The sequence below is a fragment of the Streptomyces sp. NPDC059224 genome, from assembly GCF_042754285.1.
GTDB lineage: Bacteria > Actinomycetota > Actinomycetes > Streptomycetales > Streptomycetaceae > Streptomyces.
In genome coordinates, this window is sequence record NZ_JBHZAN010000040.1 from 49,654 (window position 1) to 69,258 (window position 19,605).

A 19,605-nucleotide genomic window follows, 5' to 3' on the forward strand; every position below is an offset into this window, starting at 1 on the left:
GTATTTCCGCGGGTAGGACACGATGCGCGGGAGGCCCCAGACGGCATACCCGGGGCCTCAATGTGGTGCAGGTTGCCTCACTGGTACTCGCGAAGCAGAAAGGCTTCACGCGGCGGCAGCTCGACGTGGAGAACGAGATCGACCTGGGGCGGCTGCACGGCGGGACGGGGCAACTCAATCTGGAAGCCTCCGGCGAGTCGACAGTCAACCTCCCAGGCAAGGCGCGGCAACTGAACATCGGGGCCGGTGGTTCCTCGACCGTCAATGTCTACGACCCGGTCGTGAACGATCCCGAGCGGGTCCCGCCGGTGGGCTCGCTGCCCCCGGTGCGGCGCCGGAACCCGGATGCACCGACGTCCGTACCATCCGCCTCGGCACCAGCCGTAGTCCGTTCTCCGTTCCGGCCAGCTACCGACTCTCACCGTCGTCTATGGGTTGACCCCGGCTCCCCCGCCCCAGCCGGCCCGGACGCGGCGCCGGACGAGCAGGGCAAAGCCCCTGACCGGCGGCGGGTTTTCTCCAGCGCCACCTCCCTCACGGCGCCTCTCAAGGCGACACTGTGGAACGTGATGTCCGGTGGCGCGGCGGGAAGTGCGGCCCGCTCGCTTCAGGACGCCCACAGCCTGACCACCCTCTTCCATCAACACCTCGGCACAGCCATCACTTCACTCGTGCTCGCCGTCATCCTCAGCAGCGCCGCGATCGTCTTGGCTGCCCGGAAGTCCGAGGCGCAGTCCTTCATCACCGTGGAGGAGTGCTGGGGTGGAGTCCTCATCGGCTTCCTGATCGTCTACTCGGGAACGGCCGCGTTCACGGAGTTGACCGGAGTGAGTAGCTAGCTGCGGCGCCGCTGTCCGTGCCTGTGGGGGTCCTGACGGCTGCAACTGGCGCGATCCCGAGTCCGGCGCCAGGTCCGGGCGGTCGTACTCAAGAGCCGTGGCACGACGGCGCACTGGGGGGCCTACACCGGGACCGTCCTGCTGTGCGGGTTGCTGAACTGGCTGGCGCTGTTGATCCTGCCCGCGCACGCGGTGACCCTCGCCTGGACACGGGCCCGGCGCGAGGTGTGGACTCGATGGACGGCGGCCTCGGCCGCGGCCGCGGCGGGCGTGCTGCCACTGATCCTGTTCACCCGTGGCCAGTCCCAGCAGATCGCCTGGATTCCACCGCTGACCTGGCACATGATGATCGGCCCCGCGGTGCTGCTGGCGATCGGTGGCCTCGGAGCACTCCTGGACCGGCCGCGGGCGGGCCGACTGTCGTCGGCGGCCGTGGGTCTGCCGCTGCTCGCGGTGCCACAGTTGAGCCTTATCGGCGTATCCCTGGTCCAGCCGCTGTACCTGGACAGGTATGTCCTGTTCAGTCTGCTGGGTCTGGCGTTGCTGATCGGGACGACGCTGGACACGGTCGTACGGGCGGCCACGCCACGCTTCCCGAAGGCGTCGCCATGGATCCTCCCCGTGGTGGTCGCCGTGGCGTCGGCGGCGCTGCTCCCCCAGGCCCTGGTCACCCGCTCCCCGGCCAGCCGGGTGGACGACGTCTTCGTGGTGGCGACGGACGTGCGGCGGCTCAAGCAGCCGGGAGACGCGGTGGTCTTCGTACCGGCTGAGCGGCGCGACACCATGGTGATCTCCCCTCGTGCCTTCGCCGGGGTGCGGGACATCGCCCTGACCGAGAGTCCGGAGAGGTCCGGGACCCTGAAGGGCGTGGAGGCCGGACCGGACCGGATCCGGACCGCGATGCTGGCCCAGCGAAGGATCCTGCTGGTGACGGACGTGGCGAAGGTCGCCAGACCGGTGTCGGCGCGGCGGGACCGGACGAAGGTCTCCGTGTTGAGGAGGTACTTCACGCCGGTGGCGGACGCGCAGGTCCGCGGTCGCAGGGTGACGGTGTACCAGCGCGTCGGGCGCCCATGACCGAAGTCGCCTCGCGGGTGCGGCGGCATTCCCCAAAACTGCGGTATGTGACATAGTACTGACGTGACCAAGTCACTGACCTGCGATGTTGTGGTCGTCGGGGCCGGGATGGTCGGCGCCGCCTGCGCTCTGTACGCGGCACGGGCCGGGCTGGACGTGATCGTCGTGGACCAAGGGGCGGTGGCCGGCGGGACGACCGGAGCGGGCGAGGGCAATCTCCTCGTCTCCGACAAGGAACCCGGGCCGGAACTGGACCTGGCCCTGCTGTCGGGCCGGCTCTGGGCGGACCTCGCCGAGGAGTTCGGGGCGGCCGTCGAGTACGAGGCCAAGGGTGGTGTGGTCGTTGCCGACTCCCCGGACGGACTCGCCGCCCTTGAGCGGTTCGCCGACGGACAGCGTGCCGCGGGAGTCCTCGCCGCACCGGTCGGCGAGAGGGAGCTGTACGACCTCGAACCCCGGCTCGCCCCGGGCCTGCCCGGCGCCGTGCACTACCCGCAGGACACCCAGGTGATGCCCGCCCTGGCCGCCGCCCACCTGCTCCGCGCCTCCGGCGCGCGGCTGCTCACCGGCCGTACCGTGACCGGCGTACCGCGCACCCCCGACGGCGCGGTGCGCGGGGTCCGCACGGACCACGGCGACGTCCTCGCGCCCGCGGTCGTCAACGCGGCCGGCGTCTGGGGCGCCGGCATCGCCGCACTGGCGGGCATCCGCCTGCCGGTCCTCCCGCGCCGCGGCTTCGTCCTCGTCACCGAACCCCTCCCTCGCCTGATCCGCCACAAGGTGTACGCCGCCGACTACGTGGCCGACGTGGCCAGCGACGCGGCCGCGCTGCAGACCTCGCCGGTCGTGGAGGGGACGGCCGCGGGGCCGGTGCTGATCGGCGCGAGCCGGGAACGGGTCGGTCTCGACCGGACCTTCTCGTTGCCGGTCATGCGGGCGCTGGCCGCGGGGGCGACCCGGCTGTTCCCTTTCCTCGCGGAGGTCCGCGCCACACGCGCGTACCTCGGGTTCCGTCCCTACATGCCCGACCACCTTCCCGTCATCGGGCCCGACCCGCGCGTCCCCGGCCTGCTCCACGCCTGCGGCCACGAGGGCGCCGGCATCGGACTCGCCACCGGCACCGGCCACTTGATCGCCCGGGCGCTGACCGGCAACGCCTGTGCCGAGGGCCGGGGCCGGGAAGTGGATCTCGGGCCGTTCCGCCCTGACCGCTTTCCCGCGGAGCACCCTCCCGTGAAGCACCCGCCCGCGGACCACCCCTTCGCGGACCACCCTTCCGTCGACTAGAGGAGACCGCGTGCGATCGCCCCTGGAACTCGCCGACGCCCGACCGGATCCGGCGTTCACGGTCGCCCTCGACGGGCGTGAGATCACCGCCCGGCCCGGCCAGACCGTCGCCGCCGCGCTCTGGGCGGCCGGCGTCACCTCCTGGCGCACCACCCGGGGCGGGGGCCGCCCCCGGGGCGTCTTCTGCGGCATCGGCGTCTGCTTCGACTGCCTGGTGACCGTCAACGACCGGCCGAACCAACGTGCCTGTCTGGTGCCCCTGCGGCCCGGCGACTCGATCCGTACGCAGGAGGGGACCGGCCATGGGGACTGACCGGCCGCGTCTCGCCGTGATCGGGGCGGGGCCGGCCGGACTCGCGGCCGCCGTCGCCGCCGCCTCGGGCGGGGTGGGTGTCACGCTCATCGACTCGGGAGCGGAGGCGGGCGGGCAGTTCTACCGCCGGCCCGCCGCGGAGCTGCATGCCCGGCGGCCGCAGGCCCTGCATCACCAGTGGCGGACGTGGGAACGGCTGCGGGACGGCCTGGAGGCACAGGTACGGGCCGGCAGAATACGTCACCTGACGGATCATCATGTCTGGTTCGTGGAGAAGCCGCTGGGCGGCGGCTTCACCGTGCACGCACTGCTCGGCCCGGCGCAGGAGGAGCCCGTGGCCGTCGCTGCCGACGCGGTGCTCCTCGCCACCGGCGGATACGAGAAGGTGCTGCCCTTCCCCGGCTGGACCCTCCCGGGAGTCGTCACCGCGGGCGGCGCGCAGGCCATGCTCAAGGGCTCCCTCGTGGTCCCGGGACGCACCGCCGTCGTCGCCGGCACCGGCCCCCTGCTGCTCCCCGTCGCGACCGGCCTCGCCGCGGCCGGCGTCGAGGTGGCCGCACTCGTCGAGTCGGCCGACCCGCGGGCGTTCGTACGGGGGGACCCGAGGGCGTTGGCAGGCAGGGTCCGCGCGCTGGGGGCCGAGCCGGGCAAGGTCGTCGAGGGTGCCCGGTACGCCGCCCAGTTGCTACGGCACCGGGTGCGCACGCTGGTCGGTCACACCGTCGTGCGGGCGCACGGCACCGCGCGGCTGGAGGCCGTCACCGTGGCCGCCCTCGACGGCGCCGGGCGGGTCAGGCCCGGCACCGAGCGCCGTATCGCCTGCGACAGCCTCGCCGTCGGCCACGGCATGCTTCCGCACACCGACCTCGCCGAGACGCTGGGCTGCCGCATCGACGGGCCGGCGGTCCGCGTCGACGACGAGCAGCGCACCGACGTGCCCGGCGTCTGGGCCGCCGGCGAGACCACCGGCGTCGGCGGCGCCGCGCTCTCCCTCGCCGAGGGCCATGTCGGGGGCCGGTCCGCCGCGGCCCGGCTGCGCGGCGCCGAACCCGACCCGCGCGCCTGGTCCGCGGCCGCGAAGAGCCGTACCCGATCGCGGGCGTTCTCCGCCGCGCTCGACACCGTCTACGTGCCGCCCGCCCACTGGGCCGAGCAGGTCACCGACGACACCGTGGTCTGCCGGTGCGAGGAGGTGACCGGGGGTGCGATCCGGGAGGCCGTGGCGGAGCTCGGCGCCGGTGACCCGCGGACCGTGAAGCTGCTGACGCGGGCCGGCATGGGCTGGTGCCAGGGGCGCGTGTGCGGGCCCGCGGTCGCGGGGCTCGCCGGATGCGAACCCACGCCCGCACGGCGGCCGTTCGCCCGGCCGGTACCCCTCGGGGTTCTGGCCGCCGCCGGCGAACGGGAACCCGAGGACGACTGAATGCCACACCCGATGGATGAGATGGACGAAATGGACGAGACGGGCGGGACGGGACTCCAGATGAATGCCACCGAGAAGACCGGCGACCGGCCCTGGCACGGCGTCCTCGTCGCCACCGCCCTACCGCTCGACGACGACCTGTCGGTGAACTACGACCGGTACGCCGAGCACTGCGTCTGGCTGGTGGCGAACGGCTGCGACGGCGTCGTACCGAACGGCTCGCTCGGCGAGTACCAGACTCTCACCGCGCAGGAGCGCGCCAGGGTCGTGGAGACGGCCGTGGCCGCGGTCGGCGGGGAGCGCGTGATGCCTGGCGTCGCCGCCTACGGCTCGGCCGAGGCCCGCCGCTGGGCCGAGCAGGCCCGGGACGCCGGCTGCGCGGCCGTGATGCTGCTGCCGCCCAACGCCTACCGCGCCGACGAGCGTTCGGTGCTGGCCCACTACGCCGAGGTCGCCGAGGCGGGCGTGCCGGTCGTCGCGTACAACAACCCCATCGACACCAAGGTCGACCTGGTGCCGGAGTTGCTCGCCCGCCTGCACGGCGAGGGGTACATCCACGCCGTCAAGGAGTTCTCCGGCGACGTCCGCCGCGCCTACCGGATCGCCGAACTCGCGCCGGAACTGGACCTGCTGATCGGCGCCGACGACGTCCTGCTGGAGCTGGCGATCGCCGGCGCCAAGGGCTGGGTGGCCGGCTACCCCAACGCGCTGCCCCGCGCGAGCACCGAGCTGTACCGGGCGGCCGTCGGCGGCGATCTCGCCACCGCCAAGAAGCTGTACGAGCAGTTGCACCCGCTGCTGCGCTGGGACTCCAGGGTCGAGTTCGTCCAGGCGATCAAGCTGTCCATGGATCTCGTCGGCCGGCCCGGGGGTGCCGTCCGTCCGCCGCGCGTCCCGCTGCTGCCCGCGCAGGAGGCCGCCGTCCGCGCCGCCACCGAGCGGGCGGTCGCCGCCGGCCTCGCTTGACCGACCCGGCCCCGCCGACTCACCAGGAGCGTCATGCGCAGCAAACTCGTCCTGCACGCCGTCGACTCGCACACCGAGGGCATGCCCACCCGCGTGATCACCGGCGGGATCGGGACCGTCCCCGGCGCGACCATGAACGAGCGGCGGCTGTACTTCCGTGAACACCGCGACGACATCAAGCAGTTGCTGATGAACGAGCCGCGCGGCCACCCGGCGATGAGCGGGGCGGTGCTGCAGCCGCCGACCCGGCCCGACTGCGACTGGGGGGTCCTCTACATCGAGGTCTCCGGCTATCTGCCCATGTGCGGGCACGGCACCATCGGGGTGGCCACCGTACTGGTGGAGACGGGCATGGTCGAGGTCGTCGAACCGGTGACCACGATCCGGCTCGACACCCCGGCGGGCCTCGTCGTCGCCGAGGTCGCGGTGGAGAACGGCGCGGCCCGGCACGTCACCCTCGCGAACGTGCCGTCCTTCTCCGTGGGACTCGACCGCAAGATCACCCTCGCCGACGGCCGGACGGTGACGTACGACTTGGCCTACGGCGGCAACTTCTACGCCATCCTGCCGCTGGACGAGTTCGGCCTGCCCTTCGACCGTTCCCGCAAGGAGGAGATCCTCACGGCCGGGCTCTCCCTCATGGCGGCGATCAACGCGGAGGCGGAGCCCGTCCATCCGGAGGACCCGTCCATCCGCGGCTGTCACCATGTCCACCTCCTCGCACCCGGCGCCACCGCCCGGCACTCCCGGCACGCGATGGCCATCCACCCGGGCTGGTTCGACCGCTCCCCCTGCGGTACCGGCACCAGCGCGCGCATGGCCCAGCTGCACGCGCGCGGCGAACTCCCCCTGGGCACCGAGTTCGTGAACGAGTCCTTCATCGGGACCCGGTTCACCGGCCGGCTCCTCGGGACCACGGAGGTCGCGGGCCGTCCCGCCGTGCTGCCCAGCTTCACCGGCCGCGCCTGGATCACCGGCACCGCCCAGTACCTGCTCGACCCGACCGACCCCTTCCCGACCGGCTTCGTCCTCTAGGTCCCGGCCCCGGCGCTTCCGCGGGCCCGGCCCCGGTGCTTCCGCAGGAAGGGATACTCATGGTGCGTGCCCCGCACATGACGCCGGAAGGCGCCGTCACATGACACCGAAACACACCCGCACGTGCGCCTCCCACGCCCGGACACCGCCGCACGTGCCGTACCAGGAGACGTTCCCATGCCCGCCGCCCAGCACAGCTCCCCCGCCGCCCCGGCCCTGCCGACCCTCGGCGGCAAGAAGAGCAGTTACCGGGAACGGGTCGCCGACGCCCTGCGGGCCGCACTGATCGCCGGTGAGCTGCGCCCCGGCGAGGTGTACTCGGCGCCGACGCTCGCCGCCCGGTTCGGCGTCTCGGCGACCCCGGTACGGGAGGCCATGCTGGACCTGGTCAAGGAGGGCCTGGTCGACACGGTCCCCAACAAGGGGTTCCGGGTCACCGACGTCTCCGAGAAGCAGCTCGACGAGTACACCCACATCCGTGCCCTCGTCGAGATCCCGACCGTGGTGGAGCTGGCCGGGACCGCCGACCCGGTCCGTCTGGAGGCGCTGCGTCCGGTCGCGCGGGAGATCGTCCAGGCCGCCGCCGCCGGCGATCTGGTCTCCTACGTCGATGCCGACACCCGCTTCCACCTCGGGCTGCTCGCCCTCGCGGGCAACGCCCACCTCGTCGAGGTCGTCGGGGACCTGCGGGGGCGCTCGCGTCTCTACGGCCTCACCGCCCTGCTGGAGGCGGGCCGTCTGCCGGCCTCAGCCGAGGAACACCTCGAACTGCTCGACGCGCTCATCGCCCGTGACGAGCAGGCGGTCCACGACGTCATGACCCGCCACATCGGACACGTCCGCGGACTCTGGGCGGCCCGGTAGCCGGTACCCGGCGGGGACGCGCTCAGACGGTCAGCGCGATCGCGGCACCGATGCCGCCCAGGCCGAGCGCGAGGGCGGCGGCGGCCCAGCCGTCCGAGCGCCAGGGGAAGAACCGGTCGACGGACAGCCGGCCCGGGCCGATGGCGGCGAGCGCGAGGGCGACCACGGAGATGGCGACGCTGTACTCGACTCCTCCGTTCTGGCTCCACAGGCCGTGGGCACCGCTCACGGTCGCCATGGCGTTGATCATCACGCCGATGACGGCGGCGGCCGCGAGCGGGGTGAAGAGCCCGACGGCCAGTCCGAGGCCCCCGGCGAGTTCGGAGAGGCTTCCGATCACGGCGAACACCTTGCCCGGGTGGTAGCCGAGGGCGTCGAAGTTTCTGCCGGTCGCCGCCAGGCCCGGCCCGCCGAAGAGGCCGAACAGCTTCTGCGATCCGTGGCCGGCCATCAGCAGCCCGAAGGTCAGCCTGATCAGCAGCAGTCCGCAGTCGGCGGCGGACACCCTGGGGACCGTTGCCGCGGCACCCGGCGCGCCCGGCGGGCCCGATCCGGCCCGGGCCGGATCGGCGTAGCCGCGGTACTCCGTCGCGGGGGCGCGCACCTGGGTCAGTGACAGGGCATGGTTTCTACCGAAAGGGTGGAGATGCAGAGCACGCATGACATCGCCTTCATCAGGTGAGAACGAGTCGGTCTGCCCGCCGTGGAGGCGGGCCCTCCCCCTCACCCAGCATCGCGCCATTACGGCACCATATCCACCGATAAGTTGAAATATGTATTATTTTACTCGTTGATAACCGGTCTGGCAGGGAGGGAACCGGCCCGGAGCCGGCCCGCGCTGATGAGGTGTCAGGGGCAGCGGGGACGCGCCTCGAAGGCGAGGTCGCGGTCGGCGGGGCCCCTCACGCGGAGCGTTTGCGTCCCGCGACCGCCTTCCTGCCCGACGAAGCCTTGGACGCCGACGCCGCCGATGCCGTCGATGCTTTCGCCCTCGAAGCCTTCGCACTCGAAGTCTTCGCCGCCGCCTTCTTCGCCGCCGCCTTCTTGGCCGTGGACTTCCGGGCCGTGGACTTCCGGGCCGTGGACGTCTTCGCGGCCGGAGCCTTCTTCGCCGGTGTCTTCTTCGCCGGTGCCGTCGACTTCTTCGCGGCCACCCGCCGCGGCAGGGGCGTGATCTCCGCCTCCTCGCCTCTCGACTCCTTCGCCGCCCGGACACTCTTCTCCAGGGCCGCCATCAGGTCCAGGACCTTGCCGCTCCGGGCCGGTTCGGGGGACTCCGGCGGGGCCTCGCCGGCCGCCTTCGCGGCGATGACCTCCTCCAGGGCCGTCCGGTACTCGTCGTGCAGGTCCTCCAGGTCGACCCCGCCGAGGGTGTCCATCAGCGCGTCCGCGAGGTCGAGTTCCTTGTCACGGACGGTGACGTCGACGTCGGGCGCGACGCCCTCCGGGGCCCGGACCTCGTCCGGCCAGAGCAGGCCGTGCATGGCGATGGCCTCGCCGACCACCCGGAGCATGCCGAGCCGCTCCCGGCCGCGCAGCGCGTATTTCGCGATCGCCACCTTGTGGCTGCGCTTGAGGGCCTCGCGCAGGAGGGTGTAAGGCTTCGCCGCCGGGGCGCCGCTCGCCGCCAGGTAGTACGCCGCGTCCATCTGGAGCGGGTCGATCCGGTCGGCCGGGACGAAGGCCACGATCTCGATGGTGCGGGCGGTGGGGATGGGCAGGTGGGACAGGTCGTCGTCGGTGATGGGGATGATCGTGCCGTCGGCGTCCTCGTACCCCTTGCCGATCTCCGACTGGGTGACCTCGCGGTCCTCCAGCTCGCAGAACTTGCGGTAGCGGATCCGGCCGTTGTCCTCGGCGTGGACCTGGCGGAAGGAGATCGAGTGGCTCTCCGTGGCGTTCACCAGCTTGATCGGGATGCTGACGAGCCCGAAGGAGATCGCGCCGTTCCAAATGGATCGCACCTGCGGATTCCTTCCGTCCGACCGTCCGACAGTCATCATTTGTGTGAGTGATATGTATGAGATTGTCATCCTATGACGCCGATCACAGAGGTGGACGGGCGGAGGGTCGCGCTCAGCAACCTGGAGAAGGTGCTGTATCCGGCGACCGGGTTCACCAAGGGCGAGCTGCTGCACTACTACGCGACGGCCGCCGGGGTCCTGCTGCCGCATCTGCGCGACCGGCCGGTGTCCTTCCTGCGCTATCCGAACGGGCCGGACGGGCAGGTGTTCTTCACCAAGAACGTGCCGCCGGGTACGCCCGAGTGGGTCACCACGGCCGAGGTGCGCCGGTCGGAGGGGGCGGCCCGGATGGTGCTGGTGCAGGACCTGGCGAGCCTGATGTGGGCGGCGAACCTGGTCACCGAGTTCCACACGCATCAGTGGCTGGTGCGGACGCCGGACGAGGCCGACCGGATCGTCTTCGACCTGGACCCCGGGGCTCCCGCGACGGTGGTGGAGTGCTGCGAGGTCGCGTTGTGGCTGCGGGAGCGGCTGGCCGCGGACGGGATCGAGGCGTACGCCAAGACGGCCGGATCGAAGGGGCTGCATCTGCTGGCCGGTGTGCGGGGGGCGTCCAGCGAGCTGGTGAGTGAGTACGCCAAAGGGCTGGCCGTGGCGGCGGAACGGGCGCTGCCGCGGCTGGTGGTGCACCGGATGACGCGGAGTCTGCGGCCGGGGAAGGTGTTCGTGGACTGGAGCCAGAACGCGGGGCGGAAGACGACGGCGGCGCCGTACACGGCGCGGGCGCGGCGCAAGCCGATGGTGTCCACGCCGGTGACCTGGGAGGAGGTCGCACGGTGTCGGCAGGTGGAGGACCTGGAGTTCCAGGCGGCGGACGTCCCGGGACGGGTCGAGCAGTACGGCGACCTGCTGGCGCCGCTGCTGGACCCGGAGCAGGCGGCCCCACTGCCGTGAGACCGGGCTCGCCGCCGCAGGGGGCTCACGCGGACCGCCAGGGACACTCGCGCGGAGCGGAGAAGCGGCCCGCCGACCGGGAGGCCCAGGACGCCGGGCGTCGAAGGCTCGGCCGAGCCAGAGAGGGACGCCCCCAACCGCCCGGCAACGCGCCGGCCGCACAGCCCGGGCTCACGCAGGCCGGAGGAGGGCGTTCTCGTCGGTCGGGCGCGGGGTGGTCACGCCCTCGGCCGCGTGTTCGGTCACGCCCTCGACCACGTGTTGCGGTCCCGGGCCATCGCGTGGAGGGCTTCGGCGTCGGCCGGTTTGAGGACTCCGCCCAGGCGGGACAGGCCCAGCAGGTCCCGGTCACGGAGGACGCGCACCTCGCGCGGCGGGGCCACCAGGGTGACGTCCGCCGGTTCGGTCAGCGCCAGGACCGGGTGGACCTCGGCCGTCAGGGCGTACGAGGCCCGGTCGGCGTCCGCGCGCAGGCGACGCAGCAGCGGCTGGGAGTCACGGCGGCCCAGGGTGACCATGGGGTCGGCGACCAGCACCTTCTGCTTGCGGGCGTAGAGCGTGTGCACGCAGAAGAGGCCACCGGGACCGATCAGCAGATGGTGGATGCGGTCGCCGCCGGGCAGCGGGACGGAGTGCACGACGTGCCAGCCCGAGCCGTCCAGGTGGTCGAGGGCGTCACCGACGGCCTGCTCGGCGGTCAGGGCGCGGCTGCGCGGGTCGGGGCGCAGGCGGTGGGCCGGTCCGGGGTCCCGGTCGAGCGCGATCAGCAGCGCCTCGCCGGGGCGGTTGGGCGCGAGGTCGTCGTCGGGGTGCAGGCTCAGCCGCGCCAGTTCGGCGGGCGTGGGCACGGGTGGCGGGCCGATCGTGACCGGGCCGGTCAGGAACGGGCTCAGGGTTTCGAGCACGTCGTCCCGGCGCTCCTCGCTGAGCACGTTGACCCGGCCCGCCTCACGGTCGTACCAGGCGATGTTCCGTCCGTCCGGGTGGCGGACGTACAGCCGCTCCTGACCGTGGCGCCAGGCCGGCACGACGCGCAGTTCGCCCATTGCGACATCACCCCTGAACCATGGGAACAGGCGGGGTGCTCCGCGGGCAAGAACCCCGCTACCTTTGACAGGGGGCCGGGCAGGGGTTGGCGTGCGCAGCGGGGAGGCGCCGGTGCGGATCCGTGAGAACCAGTACGACGTCCCGGTTCCGGACAGCCCGTGGAGCGAGGTGCTCCCCGGGCTGTGGATGGGCGGCCATGAGTTCCGGGGAAGTGCGGGACAGCTGGAGTCCGCCGTCGTACGGGACGAGTTCGATCTGGTGCAGAGTCTGCTGCGGCTGCCCGGGCACGGTCCGGACACCGGGGTCGAGCATCAGGTGTGGCCGATACCCGACGGGCCGCTGGACGGCACCCAGCTGGCGGGCGTGATGCGGCTGGCCCGGACGGCCAGTGAGGCCCTGGACGCCGGGCGGTCGGTGCTGGTGCGCTGCTACAGCGGGTACAACCGGTCGGGGCTGGTGATCGCGCAGGCGCTGGTGCACCGGGGGCACACGGCCGATGAGGCGATACGGCTGGTGCGGGCCCGGCGCTCGCCCTGGGCGCTGCACAACGAGCTGTTCGTCGCCTATCTGCGGGCCGGTCTGTCCACCGCCCGCCTGCTCGAGGAACTCGCCGAGTAGCCTCGCCCCTGCACCGGGCACCCTCCGGAGACAAATAGGACTTCCCTACGAATCTGCGAATAAGGTGTACGGGGCCCGAGACCCTCACCCCCCGAACCGCCCAGGAGCAGCGTGCCGACCCGTCGTCCCCTCCGTACCGCCCTCGCCGCGGCCGCCGTCGCCCTGCTGGCGGCGGCGGTGGCCGGCTGTGGCGACTCCGGCGGGCTCCAGGAGGCCGGAGCCACCCCGACCGCGGTCAGCCCCGTGAAGCTCTGGCCCGACCTGCGGCCCGCGTCCAGTCCGGCCTGGCCCTACGACGAGGGCAGCGCGCGGACCGTCAAGGGCGTCACGGTGCCCGGCGACGACATCCGCGGGGTCGATCCGGTGGCCGTCGTGGAGGCGGAGATCTCCTCGGGGTCGGCGGACTACGGGTCGAAGGGCGCGTACCACGAGACGGTGAACCGGGTGAAGGAGTGCGCGGCAGGGGGCGGCGGAGCACGGTGTCCGCTGCTCAAGCCGTACTACCGGGATCTGACCGGGGACGGCCGGGACGAGCTGACGCTCGGCTTCCGGCTGTATCCGACCAACCAGACCGCGCTGCGCGTGTACACCGTCGAGAATCACCGGCTGGTGCAGGTGCTGGAGGACGACGACGCGATCATCGGCGTCGAACTGGCCGGGCGGGCGGTCATCGTCCGGTCGCCGGCCGGGATCAGCGGGTACGAGTACCGGACGACCTGGGCGTGGGATCCGGAGCGGAAGGCGATGGTCTTCTCCCGGGACGAGTTCCTGCGCACCGGCAAGGCACGGCACAGCCGCGGACCGGCGCCCTCCGCGTCGGCCGCTCCCGCCCCCTCGGCGAGCGCGCGATGAGGGTTCCGCGCTGGGCCGGGACGCTGGCGGCCAAGTCCGCCGCGTTCATCACGGTGATGTGCTGTGCGCTGGCCGCGCTGCTCGGCGTGCTCGTGCATGTGTCGGTCACCGGCCAGACCGTCGCACAGGCCCGTGACCAGGCGCTGTCCCGGCTGACGGAGGCGACGACCGCCTACCAGGCGGGCGACGCGCTGCCGCCGGGCTCCGCGATCGACCCGGCGGGGCTGCCGCCGCGGCTGCGGGTGACGGCGGTGGCCGGGCAGCGGGGCACGATGGTCGCCAGGGACGACGGCCGTCCCACGATGTGGGCGGCGGGCCCGGCCGACCACGGCCGGGCGCTCGCGGTGGCCGTGGACTACTCGCAGCAGGCCCGTACGATCGCCGGCCTCGACCGTTCCATCCTCTGGTCGTCGCTGCTCGCCATCGGGGCGACCCTGCTGGTCGGCGCGTTCGCGGTGACCCGGGTGACCCGGCGGCTGCACGGCACCGCGCAGGTGGCCCGGCGGATCAGCGCCGGGGACCTGGACGCGCGGGTGCACGACCCGCGGACGAAGGATCCGACCCGGCCGCAGGACGAGGTGGCCGCGGTCGCCGCGGCGCTGGACCGCATGGCCGCGTCGCTGCAGGGCAAGCTGCTGAGCGAGCAGCGGTTCACCGCCGACGTGGCCCATGAGCTGCGGACGCCGCTGACCGGTCTGCACGCGGCGGCGGAACTGCTGCCTCCGGGGCGGCCGACGGAGCTGGTCCGGGACCGGGTCGCCGCGCTGCGCACGCTCACCGAGGACCTGCTGGAGATCTCCCGCCTGGACACCGGCCGGGAGCGGCTGGAGACCGACGCGGAGGCGCTGGGCGCGCTGGCCGAGCGGGTGGTGCGGGCGTCCGGGACGGAGACCGAGGTGAAGGTCGTACGGGACGTGTGGGTGGAGACGGACCGGCGGCGGCTGGAGCGGGTGCTGGGCAATCTGGTCGCCAACGCGCACCGGCACGGGCGGGCGCCGGTGGTACTGACGGTGGAGGGCAAGGAGGTCACCGTGCGGGATCACGGGGGCGGGTTCCCCGAGTACCTGGTGGCGCACGGACCCCAGCGGTTCCGGACCGAGGGCGGGTCCAAGGGGCACGGGCTGGGGCTGACGATCGCGGTGGGGCAGGCGGAGGTGCTGGGCGCGCGGCTGTCGTTCGGGAACGCGATCGCCGGCGGCGCGGTGGCGGTCCTGACGCTCCCTTAGGGGGCTGCGGTTCGCTCGGCTGCGGCCGGTCGCCTGCCACACCGCCCCAGCCGGCCGCATCCCACGCCACGCTGGCACGGGCCAACAAAGCACGCGACTCGCACTATGTGGGTAAGTTCCGGACATGACCAAGGCCGGTACCACCCTGGCGGCGCCCGAGTCCGCCACCTCCGCCGTACGTCTCCCCCGGCGCCGTGGCATCGAACTCGCCCTGCTCGTGCTGGCCGTACTGCTCTGCGTGTACGGCTACTGCGCGGTCGGCCTGGCCCGGACCGGCACCGTCCCGCCCGGCGCAGCCGGTTACGGCGCCGGCCTCGGCGTCCTCGCGCTCGTCGCCCATCTCGCCGTACGCTTCCGCGCACCGTACGCCGACCCGCTGCCGCTGCCGATCGGCGTGCTGCTGAACGGACTGGGCCTGGTCCTCATCTACCGGCTGGACCTGCAGACCCCCGGCGACCGGGCGGCCCCCGCCCAACTCGTCTGGTCCACCCTGGGCGTCGGCCTGTTCATCATGGTCGTGCTGATGCTGCGCGACCACCGTCTCCTCCAGCGCTACTCCTACGTCTGTGTCGCCGCCGCGCTCGTCCTGCTGCTGCTCCCGATCTTCTTCCCGGCCGTCAACGGCGCCCGGATCTGGATCCGGATCGCCGGATTCTCCATCCAGCCGAGCGAGTTCGCGAAGGTGCTGCTCGCGGTGTTCTTCGCCGCGTACCTCGCCGCCAACCGCAACGCCCTCGCCTACGCAGGACGCCGGCTGTGGTTCATGCAGTTCCCGACCGGGCGGGTGCTCGGGCCGATCGTCACCATCTGGCTGGTGAGCGTCGGCGTCCTGATCCTGGAACGCGACCTGGGCACGTCCCTGCTCTTCTTCGGGCTCTTCGTCGTCATGCTCTACGTGGCCACCGGACGCACCGGCTGGATCGCCGTGGGCCTGCTGCTCGCGGTGCTCGGCGCGGTCGCCGTCGGCCATCTGGAACCGCACGTCCACGGCCGCATCGAGGACTGGCTGCACCCCTTCGCCTCGATCGACGCCGGGCAGGGCCCGAACCAACTCGCCCAGTCCCTCTTCGCGTTCGCCGCCGGCGGGGTCGTCGGCACCGGGCTCGGCCTCGGCCACTCGATCCTGATCGGGTTCGCCACCAAGTCGGACTTCATCCTGGCCACCGCGGGCGAGGAGCTCGGCCTCACCGGGCTGTCCGCGATCTTCCTCCTCTACGGCCTGCTCGTCGAGCGGGGCTACCGGGCCGGCCTGGCCCTGCGCGAGCCCTTCGGCCGGCTGCTCGCGGTCGGGCTCGCCTCGATCGTCGCGCTCCAGGTCTTCGTCATCGCGGGCGGGGTGACCGGCCTGATCCCGCTGACCGGCATGGCGATGCCGTTCCTCGCCCAGGGCGGCTCCTCGGTGGTCACCAACTGGGCGATCGTCGCGCTGCTGATCCGGGTGAGCGACTCGGCCCGCCGTCACTACGACGGGCGGGTGGCCCCGTGAGCCGGCGCGACGCCCAGAACACCGGCATGGCCCGGTACATCCGGCGGGCCCGCGCCTTCTGCGCCCTGCTGCTCTTCGCCCTGCTCGTCAACGCGGCCCGCGTCCAGGTGGTCCGGGCCCACGCCTACGACGACAACCCCGCCAACCGCCGCTCCACCATCGCCCGTTACGGTCTGCCGCGCGGCGACATCCTGGTCGGCGGCGAGCCGGTCACCGGCTCCCGGGACAGCAGGGAGCAGCTCCGCTACGAACGCACCTACCCGCAGGGCCCGTTGTACGCCCCGGTCACCGGGTTCGCCTCCCAGCTGTACGGCACCACGTTCCTGGAGCACGCCGAGGACGGGCTGCTCTCCGGCACCGACCCGGTGCTCGCGCCGTTCCCACTGTGGAACGACACCAGCCGGAAGCGATACCCGGTCGGGAACGTCGTCACCACCCTGAACCGGTACGCCCAGGAGGCCGCCTACCGGGGACTGGGCACCCGCAAGGGCGCGGTGGCCGCGATCGAACCGTCGACCGGCCGGATCCTCGCCCTGGTCTCCACCCCGTCGTACGACCCCTCCGAGCTGTCCGGCAACGGCGAGCCGGTGGCCTCGGCCTGGGCCCGCCTGAACGACGACCCGGAGAAGCCGATGCTCAACCGCGCGGTACGGCAGACCTATCCGCCGGGGTCGACCTTCAAGGTGGTCACCGCGGCGGCCGCGCTGGACGCGGGCGTGGTCACCGACCTGGACGCGCCGACCGACTCCCCCGACCCCTACCGGCTGCCGGGCACCACGACCCGGCTGACCAACGAGGCGGACGGCTGCGCGGACGCCTCGCTGCGGGCCGCCTTCGAGTGGTCCTGCAACACGGTCTTCGCCAAGCTGGGCGTGGACGTGGGGGTCGCGGACATGACGACGACGGCCCAGGCGTTCGGCTTCAACGACCGGAACCTGCGCATCCCCTTCTCCACCGCGCAGAGCACCTTCGACACGAGCGTGGACAGGGCGCAGCTGGCGCTGTCGTCGATCGGGCAGTACAACACCCGCGCCACTCCGCTGCAGATGGCGATGGTCGCGGCGGCGGTGGCGAACGGCGGGATGGCCCGGCCGCCGTACCTGGTGGAGCGGACCGTGCGCAGGACCGGCGAGACGGTCGGCACGGGCGGCGCCGGGTCGGTCCGGCAGGTGATGAGCCCCTCGACGGCCGTCCGGATGAAGGAGCTGATGACGGACGTGGTCCGGGAGGGCACCGGCTCCAACGCGGCGATCCGCGGCGCCACGGTCGGCGGCAAGACCGGCACCGCGCAGCACGGCGTCGGCAACACCGGGTTGCCGTACGCCTGGTTCGTGTCCTGGGCACAGGCGGACACCGACGTGGAAGCGAAGGTCGCGGTGGCCGTGGTGGTGGAGGACGCGGCGGCCGACCGGGGCGACATCAGCGGGGGCGGGGACGCGGCACCGATCGCCAGGGCGGTGATGCGGGCGGTACTGGGACTGTGAACCGGGTCCGGGGGCCCGGGGCCGGGGTAGACGCGGAGTCAACAAGTCGTGCGCTAGGGATTGACCGTCTTGCTGACAGGCGGTCTCATAAGGACGGACGACAACATACCCCCGGGTAACGAGGTGAGGGAGCCATGACGACCCTGACGGAAGCGGACGCGGTCGACGGACTGCGCGACGCGCTCGGCCTGCTCAAGGACCGCGAGCAGGTGGCCGAACGGCTGCTCCTCTCCTCCGCGAAACACTCCTTCGACCCGGACAAGGAGCTGGACTGGGACGCGCCCTTCGAGGACGGCAAATGGTTCTGGCCGCCGGAGCTGGTGTCGCTCTACGACACCCCGATGTGGAAGCGGATGTCCGAGGAACAGCGGATCCTGCTCTCCCAGCACGAGGCCGCGGCCCTCGCCTCACTCGGCATCTGGTTCGAACTGATTTTGATGCAGCTGCTGGTGCGGCACATCTACGACAAGGCGGCGACGAGCGCACACGTGCGCTACGCGCTGACCGAGATCGAGGACGAGTGCCGCCACTCCAAGATGTTCGCGCGCCTGATATCCCGCGGTGACGCGCCCTGGTACCCGGTGAGCCGGGCCCACCTGAACCTGGGCCGCCTGTTCAAGACGATCTCGACCACGCCCGGCTCCTTCACGGCCACGCTGCTCGGCGAGGAGGTCCTGGACTGGATGCAGCGGCTGACCTTCCCCGACGAGCGCGTACAGACACTGGTCCGGGGGGTCACCCGCATCCACGTGGTCGAGGAGGCCCGGCACGTCCGGTACGCCCGCGAGGAACTGCGTCACCAGATGCTGACGGCACCTCGCTGGTCCCAGGAGTTCACCCGGGTCACTTCCGGCGAGTTCGCCCGGGTGTTCTCGGTGGCCTTCGTGAATCCCGAGGTCTACACGAACGTGGGGCTGGACCGGCGGGAGGCGGTGGCGCAGGTCCGGGCGAGCGGACACCGGCGGGAGGTCATGCAGAGCGGCGCGAAGAAGCTGACGGACTTCCTGGACGACATCGGCGTCCTGCGCGGCGCCGGGCGGCGGCTGTGGAAGAGCTCGGGACTGCTGGCCTGAGTTCACGGCGTGGCCGAGGGGACCCGTCGCGCGGGGACCGCGCGACGGCCTGCCACCCGGGGGCACCGGCTACCCTGCGACCATGACCCCGTCGGCCGCCACCCCCGCCTACCGCCGGCTGTCCGTCGAGGAGCGGCGCAGCCAGCTCCTCGAAGCGGCTCTCTCCCTCTTCGCGCACCGCGTCCCCGAGGACGTCTCCCTCGACGACGTGGCGGAGGCGGCCGGGGTCTCCCGCCCCCTGGTGTACCGGTACTTCCCGGGCGGCAAGCAGCAGCTCTACGAGGCCGCCCTCCGGTCGGCCGCCGAGGAGCTGGAGCACTGCTTCGACGAACCCCGCGAGGGCCCGCTGGTGCCCCGCCTCTCCCGTGCCCTCGACCGCTACCTCACCTTCGTCGACCAGCACGACGCCGGCTTCAGCGCCCTGCTCCAGGGCGGCAGCGTGGTGGAGACGTCACGGACGACGGCCACCGTGGACGGCGTACGGCGAGCCGCGGCGCGGCACATCCTCAGCCACCTCGACGTCGCCGACCCCGGGCCCCGGCTGCGCATGACCGTCCGCATGTGGATCACCGCCGTCGAGGCGGCCTCCCTGATCTGGCTCGACGAGGACAAGCAGCCGCCCGCCGACGAGCTGCGCGACTGGCTGGTGGACCAGTTCGTCGCCGTACTGAGCGTGACCGCGCGCCGCGACCCGCAGACGGCCGCCCTCGTCGACGCCCTCGCGGCGGATGGCTGAAACTGGTGCGGTGAAGAGTCAGGACACCCCCTTCGAGGGCGGCCCCATGGACGGGCGCGTGCTCCCGGTGCTGCTCGGTATGACCGGCCACCCCCCGAAGACCTACCGCATCCCGGTCCCGGACCCGGCCGGCGGCCCGCCCACCGTGCTGGTCTACCGGCGCGTCCCCCGCGGGCAGAGCAAGCGACTGGGTCTGAACCAGGGCTGGAAGTACGCGTACGACGCCACGGGCAGGGGCGGCGACGGAGGCCCGAAGTGGCCGTGGTCGAGGAAACCGGCCGCGGACCCCGCCCCGGCACCGAACGCCGCGCCGTTCCGCAAGCCGGATGACACGCAGGGGTGAAACGGCTGGGCCGTTACG

Annotated in this window: 19 protein-coding genes and 1 pseudogene; 17 read left to right on the forward strand and 3 right to left on the reverse strand. The window is 72.6% G+C overall.

Annotation, left to right across the window (positions count from 1 at the left end; all coding sequences use genetic code 11):
* Positions 1-62: 62 nt before the first annotated feature.
* From ACFXI4_RS35830 to ACFXI4_RS35865, 8 genes and pseudogenes are all read left to right on the forward strand, one after another.
* Positions 63-839, forward strand: a complete 777-nt coding sequence (locus tag ACFXI4_RS35830) for a hypothetical protein (protein ID WP_384999145.1) — start codon at positions 63-65, stop codon at positions 837-839.
* 84 nt (positions 840-923) lie between these two features.
* Positions 924-1,916 (forward strand): annotated as a pseudogene (locus tag ACFXI4_RS35835) (hypothetical protein); the annotation flags it as partial.
* 63 nt (positions 1,917-1,979) lie between these two features.
* Positions 1,980-3,203 carry an NAD(P)/FAD-dependent oxidoreductase gene (locus ACFXI4_RS35840; RefSeq protein WP_384999148.1) on the forward strand — a complete coding sequence of 408 codons (1,224 nt, stop codon included), beginning with the start codon at positions 1,980-1,982 and terminating at the stop codon, positions 3,201-3,203.
* Between the two features lie 10 nt (positions 3,204-3,213).
* On the forward strand, positions 3,214-3,516 hold the full coding sequence (locus ACFXI4_RS35845) for a (2Fe-2S)-binding protein (protein WP_362713245.1): 303 nt from the start codon (positions 3,214-3,216) through the stop codon (positions 3,514-3,516).
* The gene (locus tag ACFXI4_RS35850; RefSeq protein ID WP_384999152.1) at positions 3,506-4,939 is read left to right on the forward strand and encodes an NAD(P)/FAD-dependent oxidoreductase; all 1,434 of its coding nucleotides are present in this window, start codon (positions 3,506-3,508) and stop codon (positions 4,937-4,939) included. Before ACFXI4_RS35845 ends, ACFXI4_RS35850 begins: the two co-directional genes overlap by 11 nt.
* 30 nt (positions 4,940-4,969) lie before the next feature.
* Positions 4,970-5,905: a dihydrodipicolinate synthase family protein gene (locus ACFXI4_RS35855; RefSeq protein ID WP_384999236.1), complete on the forward strand. Its 936-nt coding sequence runs from the start codon at positions 4,970-4,972 to the stop codon at positions 5,903-5,905.
* Positions 5,906-5,938: 33 nt separating this feature from the next.
* A complete protein-coding gene (locus ACFXI4_RS35860) occupies positions 5,939-6,940 on the forward strand; it encodes a proline racemase family protein (protein WP_384999155.1) in 1,002 nt (333 codons plus the stop codon).
* Between the two features lie 177 nt (positions 6,941-7,117).
* Entirely contained in the window at positions 7,118-7,804 is a 687-nt protein-coding gene (locus ACFXI4_RS35865; RefSeq protein WP_384999158.1) for a GntR family transcriptional regulator, read from the forward strand.
* Between the two features lie 22 nt (positions 7,805-7,826).
* Here ACFXI4_RS35865 and ACFXI4_RS35870 read toward each other — a convergent pair whose 3' ends face one another.
* Both ACFXI4_RS35870 and ACFXI4_RS35875 read right to left on the reverse strand, forming a co-directional pair.
* Positions 7,827-8,309, reverse strand: a complete 483-nt coding sequence (locus ACFXI4_RS35870; RefSeq protein ID WP_384999239.1) for a DoxX family protein — start codon at positions 8,307-8,309, stop codon at positions 7,827-7,829.
* A 397-nt stretch (positions 8,310-8,706) separates the two neighbouring features.
* Entirely contained in the window at positions 8,707-9,768 is a 1,062-nt protein-coding gene (locus ACFXI4_RS35875) for a Ku protein (protein ID WP_384999161.1), read from the reverse strand.
* Between the two features lie 72 nt (positions 9,769-9,840).
* On the opposite strand from ACFXI4_RS35875, the gene ligD reads away from it, so the two are divergent.
* Positions 9,841-10,722 carry a non-homologous end-joining DNA ligase gene (gene ligD, locus ACFXI4_RS35880; protein WP_384999164.1) on the forward strand — a complete coding sequence of 294 codons (882 nt, stop codon included), beginning with the start codon at positions 9,841-9,843 and terminating at the stop codon, positions 10,720-10,722.
* A 242-nt stretch (positions 10,723-10,964) separates the two neighbouring features.
* On the opposite strand, the gene ACFXI4_RS35885 is transcribed toward ligD, so the two are convergent.
* On the reverse strand, positions 10,965-11,768 hold the full coding sequence (locus tag ACFXI4_RS35885; RefSeq protein ID WP_384999167.1) for a nuclease-related domain-containing protein: 804 nt from the start codon (positions 11,766-11,768) through the stop codon (positions 10,965-10,967).
* Positions 11,769-11,880: 112 nt separating this feature from the next.
* Here ACFXI4_RS35885 and ACFXI4_RS35890 point away from each other — a divergent pair, with 112 nt between their 5' ends.
* From ACFXI4_RS35890 to ACFXI4_RS35925, 8 genes are all read left to right on the forward strand, one after another.
* A complete protein-coding gene (locus ACFXI4_RS35890; RefSeq protein ID WP_362730741.1) occupies positions 11,881-12,387 on the forward strand; it encodes a protein phosphatase in 507 nt (168 codons plus the stop codon).
* A 111-nt stretch (positions 12,388-12,498) separates the two neighbouring features.
* Positions 12,499-13,239: a hypothetical protein gene (locus ACFXI4_RS35895; protein WP_384999170.1), complete on the forward strand. Its 741-nt coding sequence runs from the start codon at positions 12,499-12,501 to the stop codon at positions 13,237-13,239.
* Positions 13,236-14,465 carry an ATP-binding protein gene (locus tag ACFXI4_RS35900; RefSeq protein WP_384999173.1) on the forward strand — a complete coding sequence of 410 codons (1,230 nt, stop codon included), beginning with the start codon at positions 13,236-13,238 and terminating at the stop codon, positions 14,463-14,465. The genes ACFXI4_RS35895 and ACFXI4_RS35900 overlap by 4 nt, the downstream gene beginning before the upstream one ends.
* A 124-nt stretch (positions 14,466-14,589) precedes the next feature.
* Positions 14,590-15,951 carry an FtsW/RodA/SpoVE family cell cycle protein gene (locus ACFXI4_RS35905; protein ID WP_384999176.1) on the forward strand — a complete coding sequence of 454 codons (1,362 nt, stop codon included), beginning with the start codon at positions 14,590-14,592 and terminating at the stop codon, positions 15,949-15,951.
* A 26-nt stretch (positions 15,952-15,977) separates the two neighbouring features.
* Complete coding sequence (locus tag ACFXI4_RS35910) at positions 15,978-17,435, forward strand: penicillin-binding transpeptidase domain-containing protein (protein ID WP_384999242.1); 1,458 nt, start codon at positions 15,978-15,980, stop codon at positions 17,433-17,435.
* Positions 17,436-17,569: 134 nt separating this feature from the next.
* Positions 17,570-18,508, forward strand: a complete 939-nt coding sequence (locus tag ACFXI4_RS35915) for a diiron oxygenase (RefSeq protein ID WP_384999179.1) — start codon at positions 17,570-17,572, stop codon at positions 18,506-18,508.
* Positions 18,509-18,590: 82 nt separating this feature from the next.
* Positions 18,591-19,244, forward strand: coding sequence for a TetR/AcrR family transcriptional regulator (locus tag ACFXI4_RS35920; protein ID WP_384999182.1), 654 nt, complete (start codon positions 18,591-18,593; stop codon positions 19,242-19,244).
* A gap of 10 nt (positions 19,245-19,254) precedes the next feature.
* Positions 19,255-19,587, forward strand: a complete 333-nt coding sequence (locus ACFXI4_RS35925) for a hypothetical protein (RefSeq protein ID WP_384999185.1) — start codon at positions 19,255-19,257, stop codon at positions 19,585-19,587.
* The last annotated feature ends 18 nt before the right edge of the window (positions 19,588-19,605 follow it).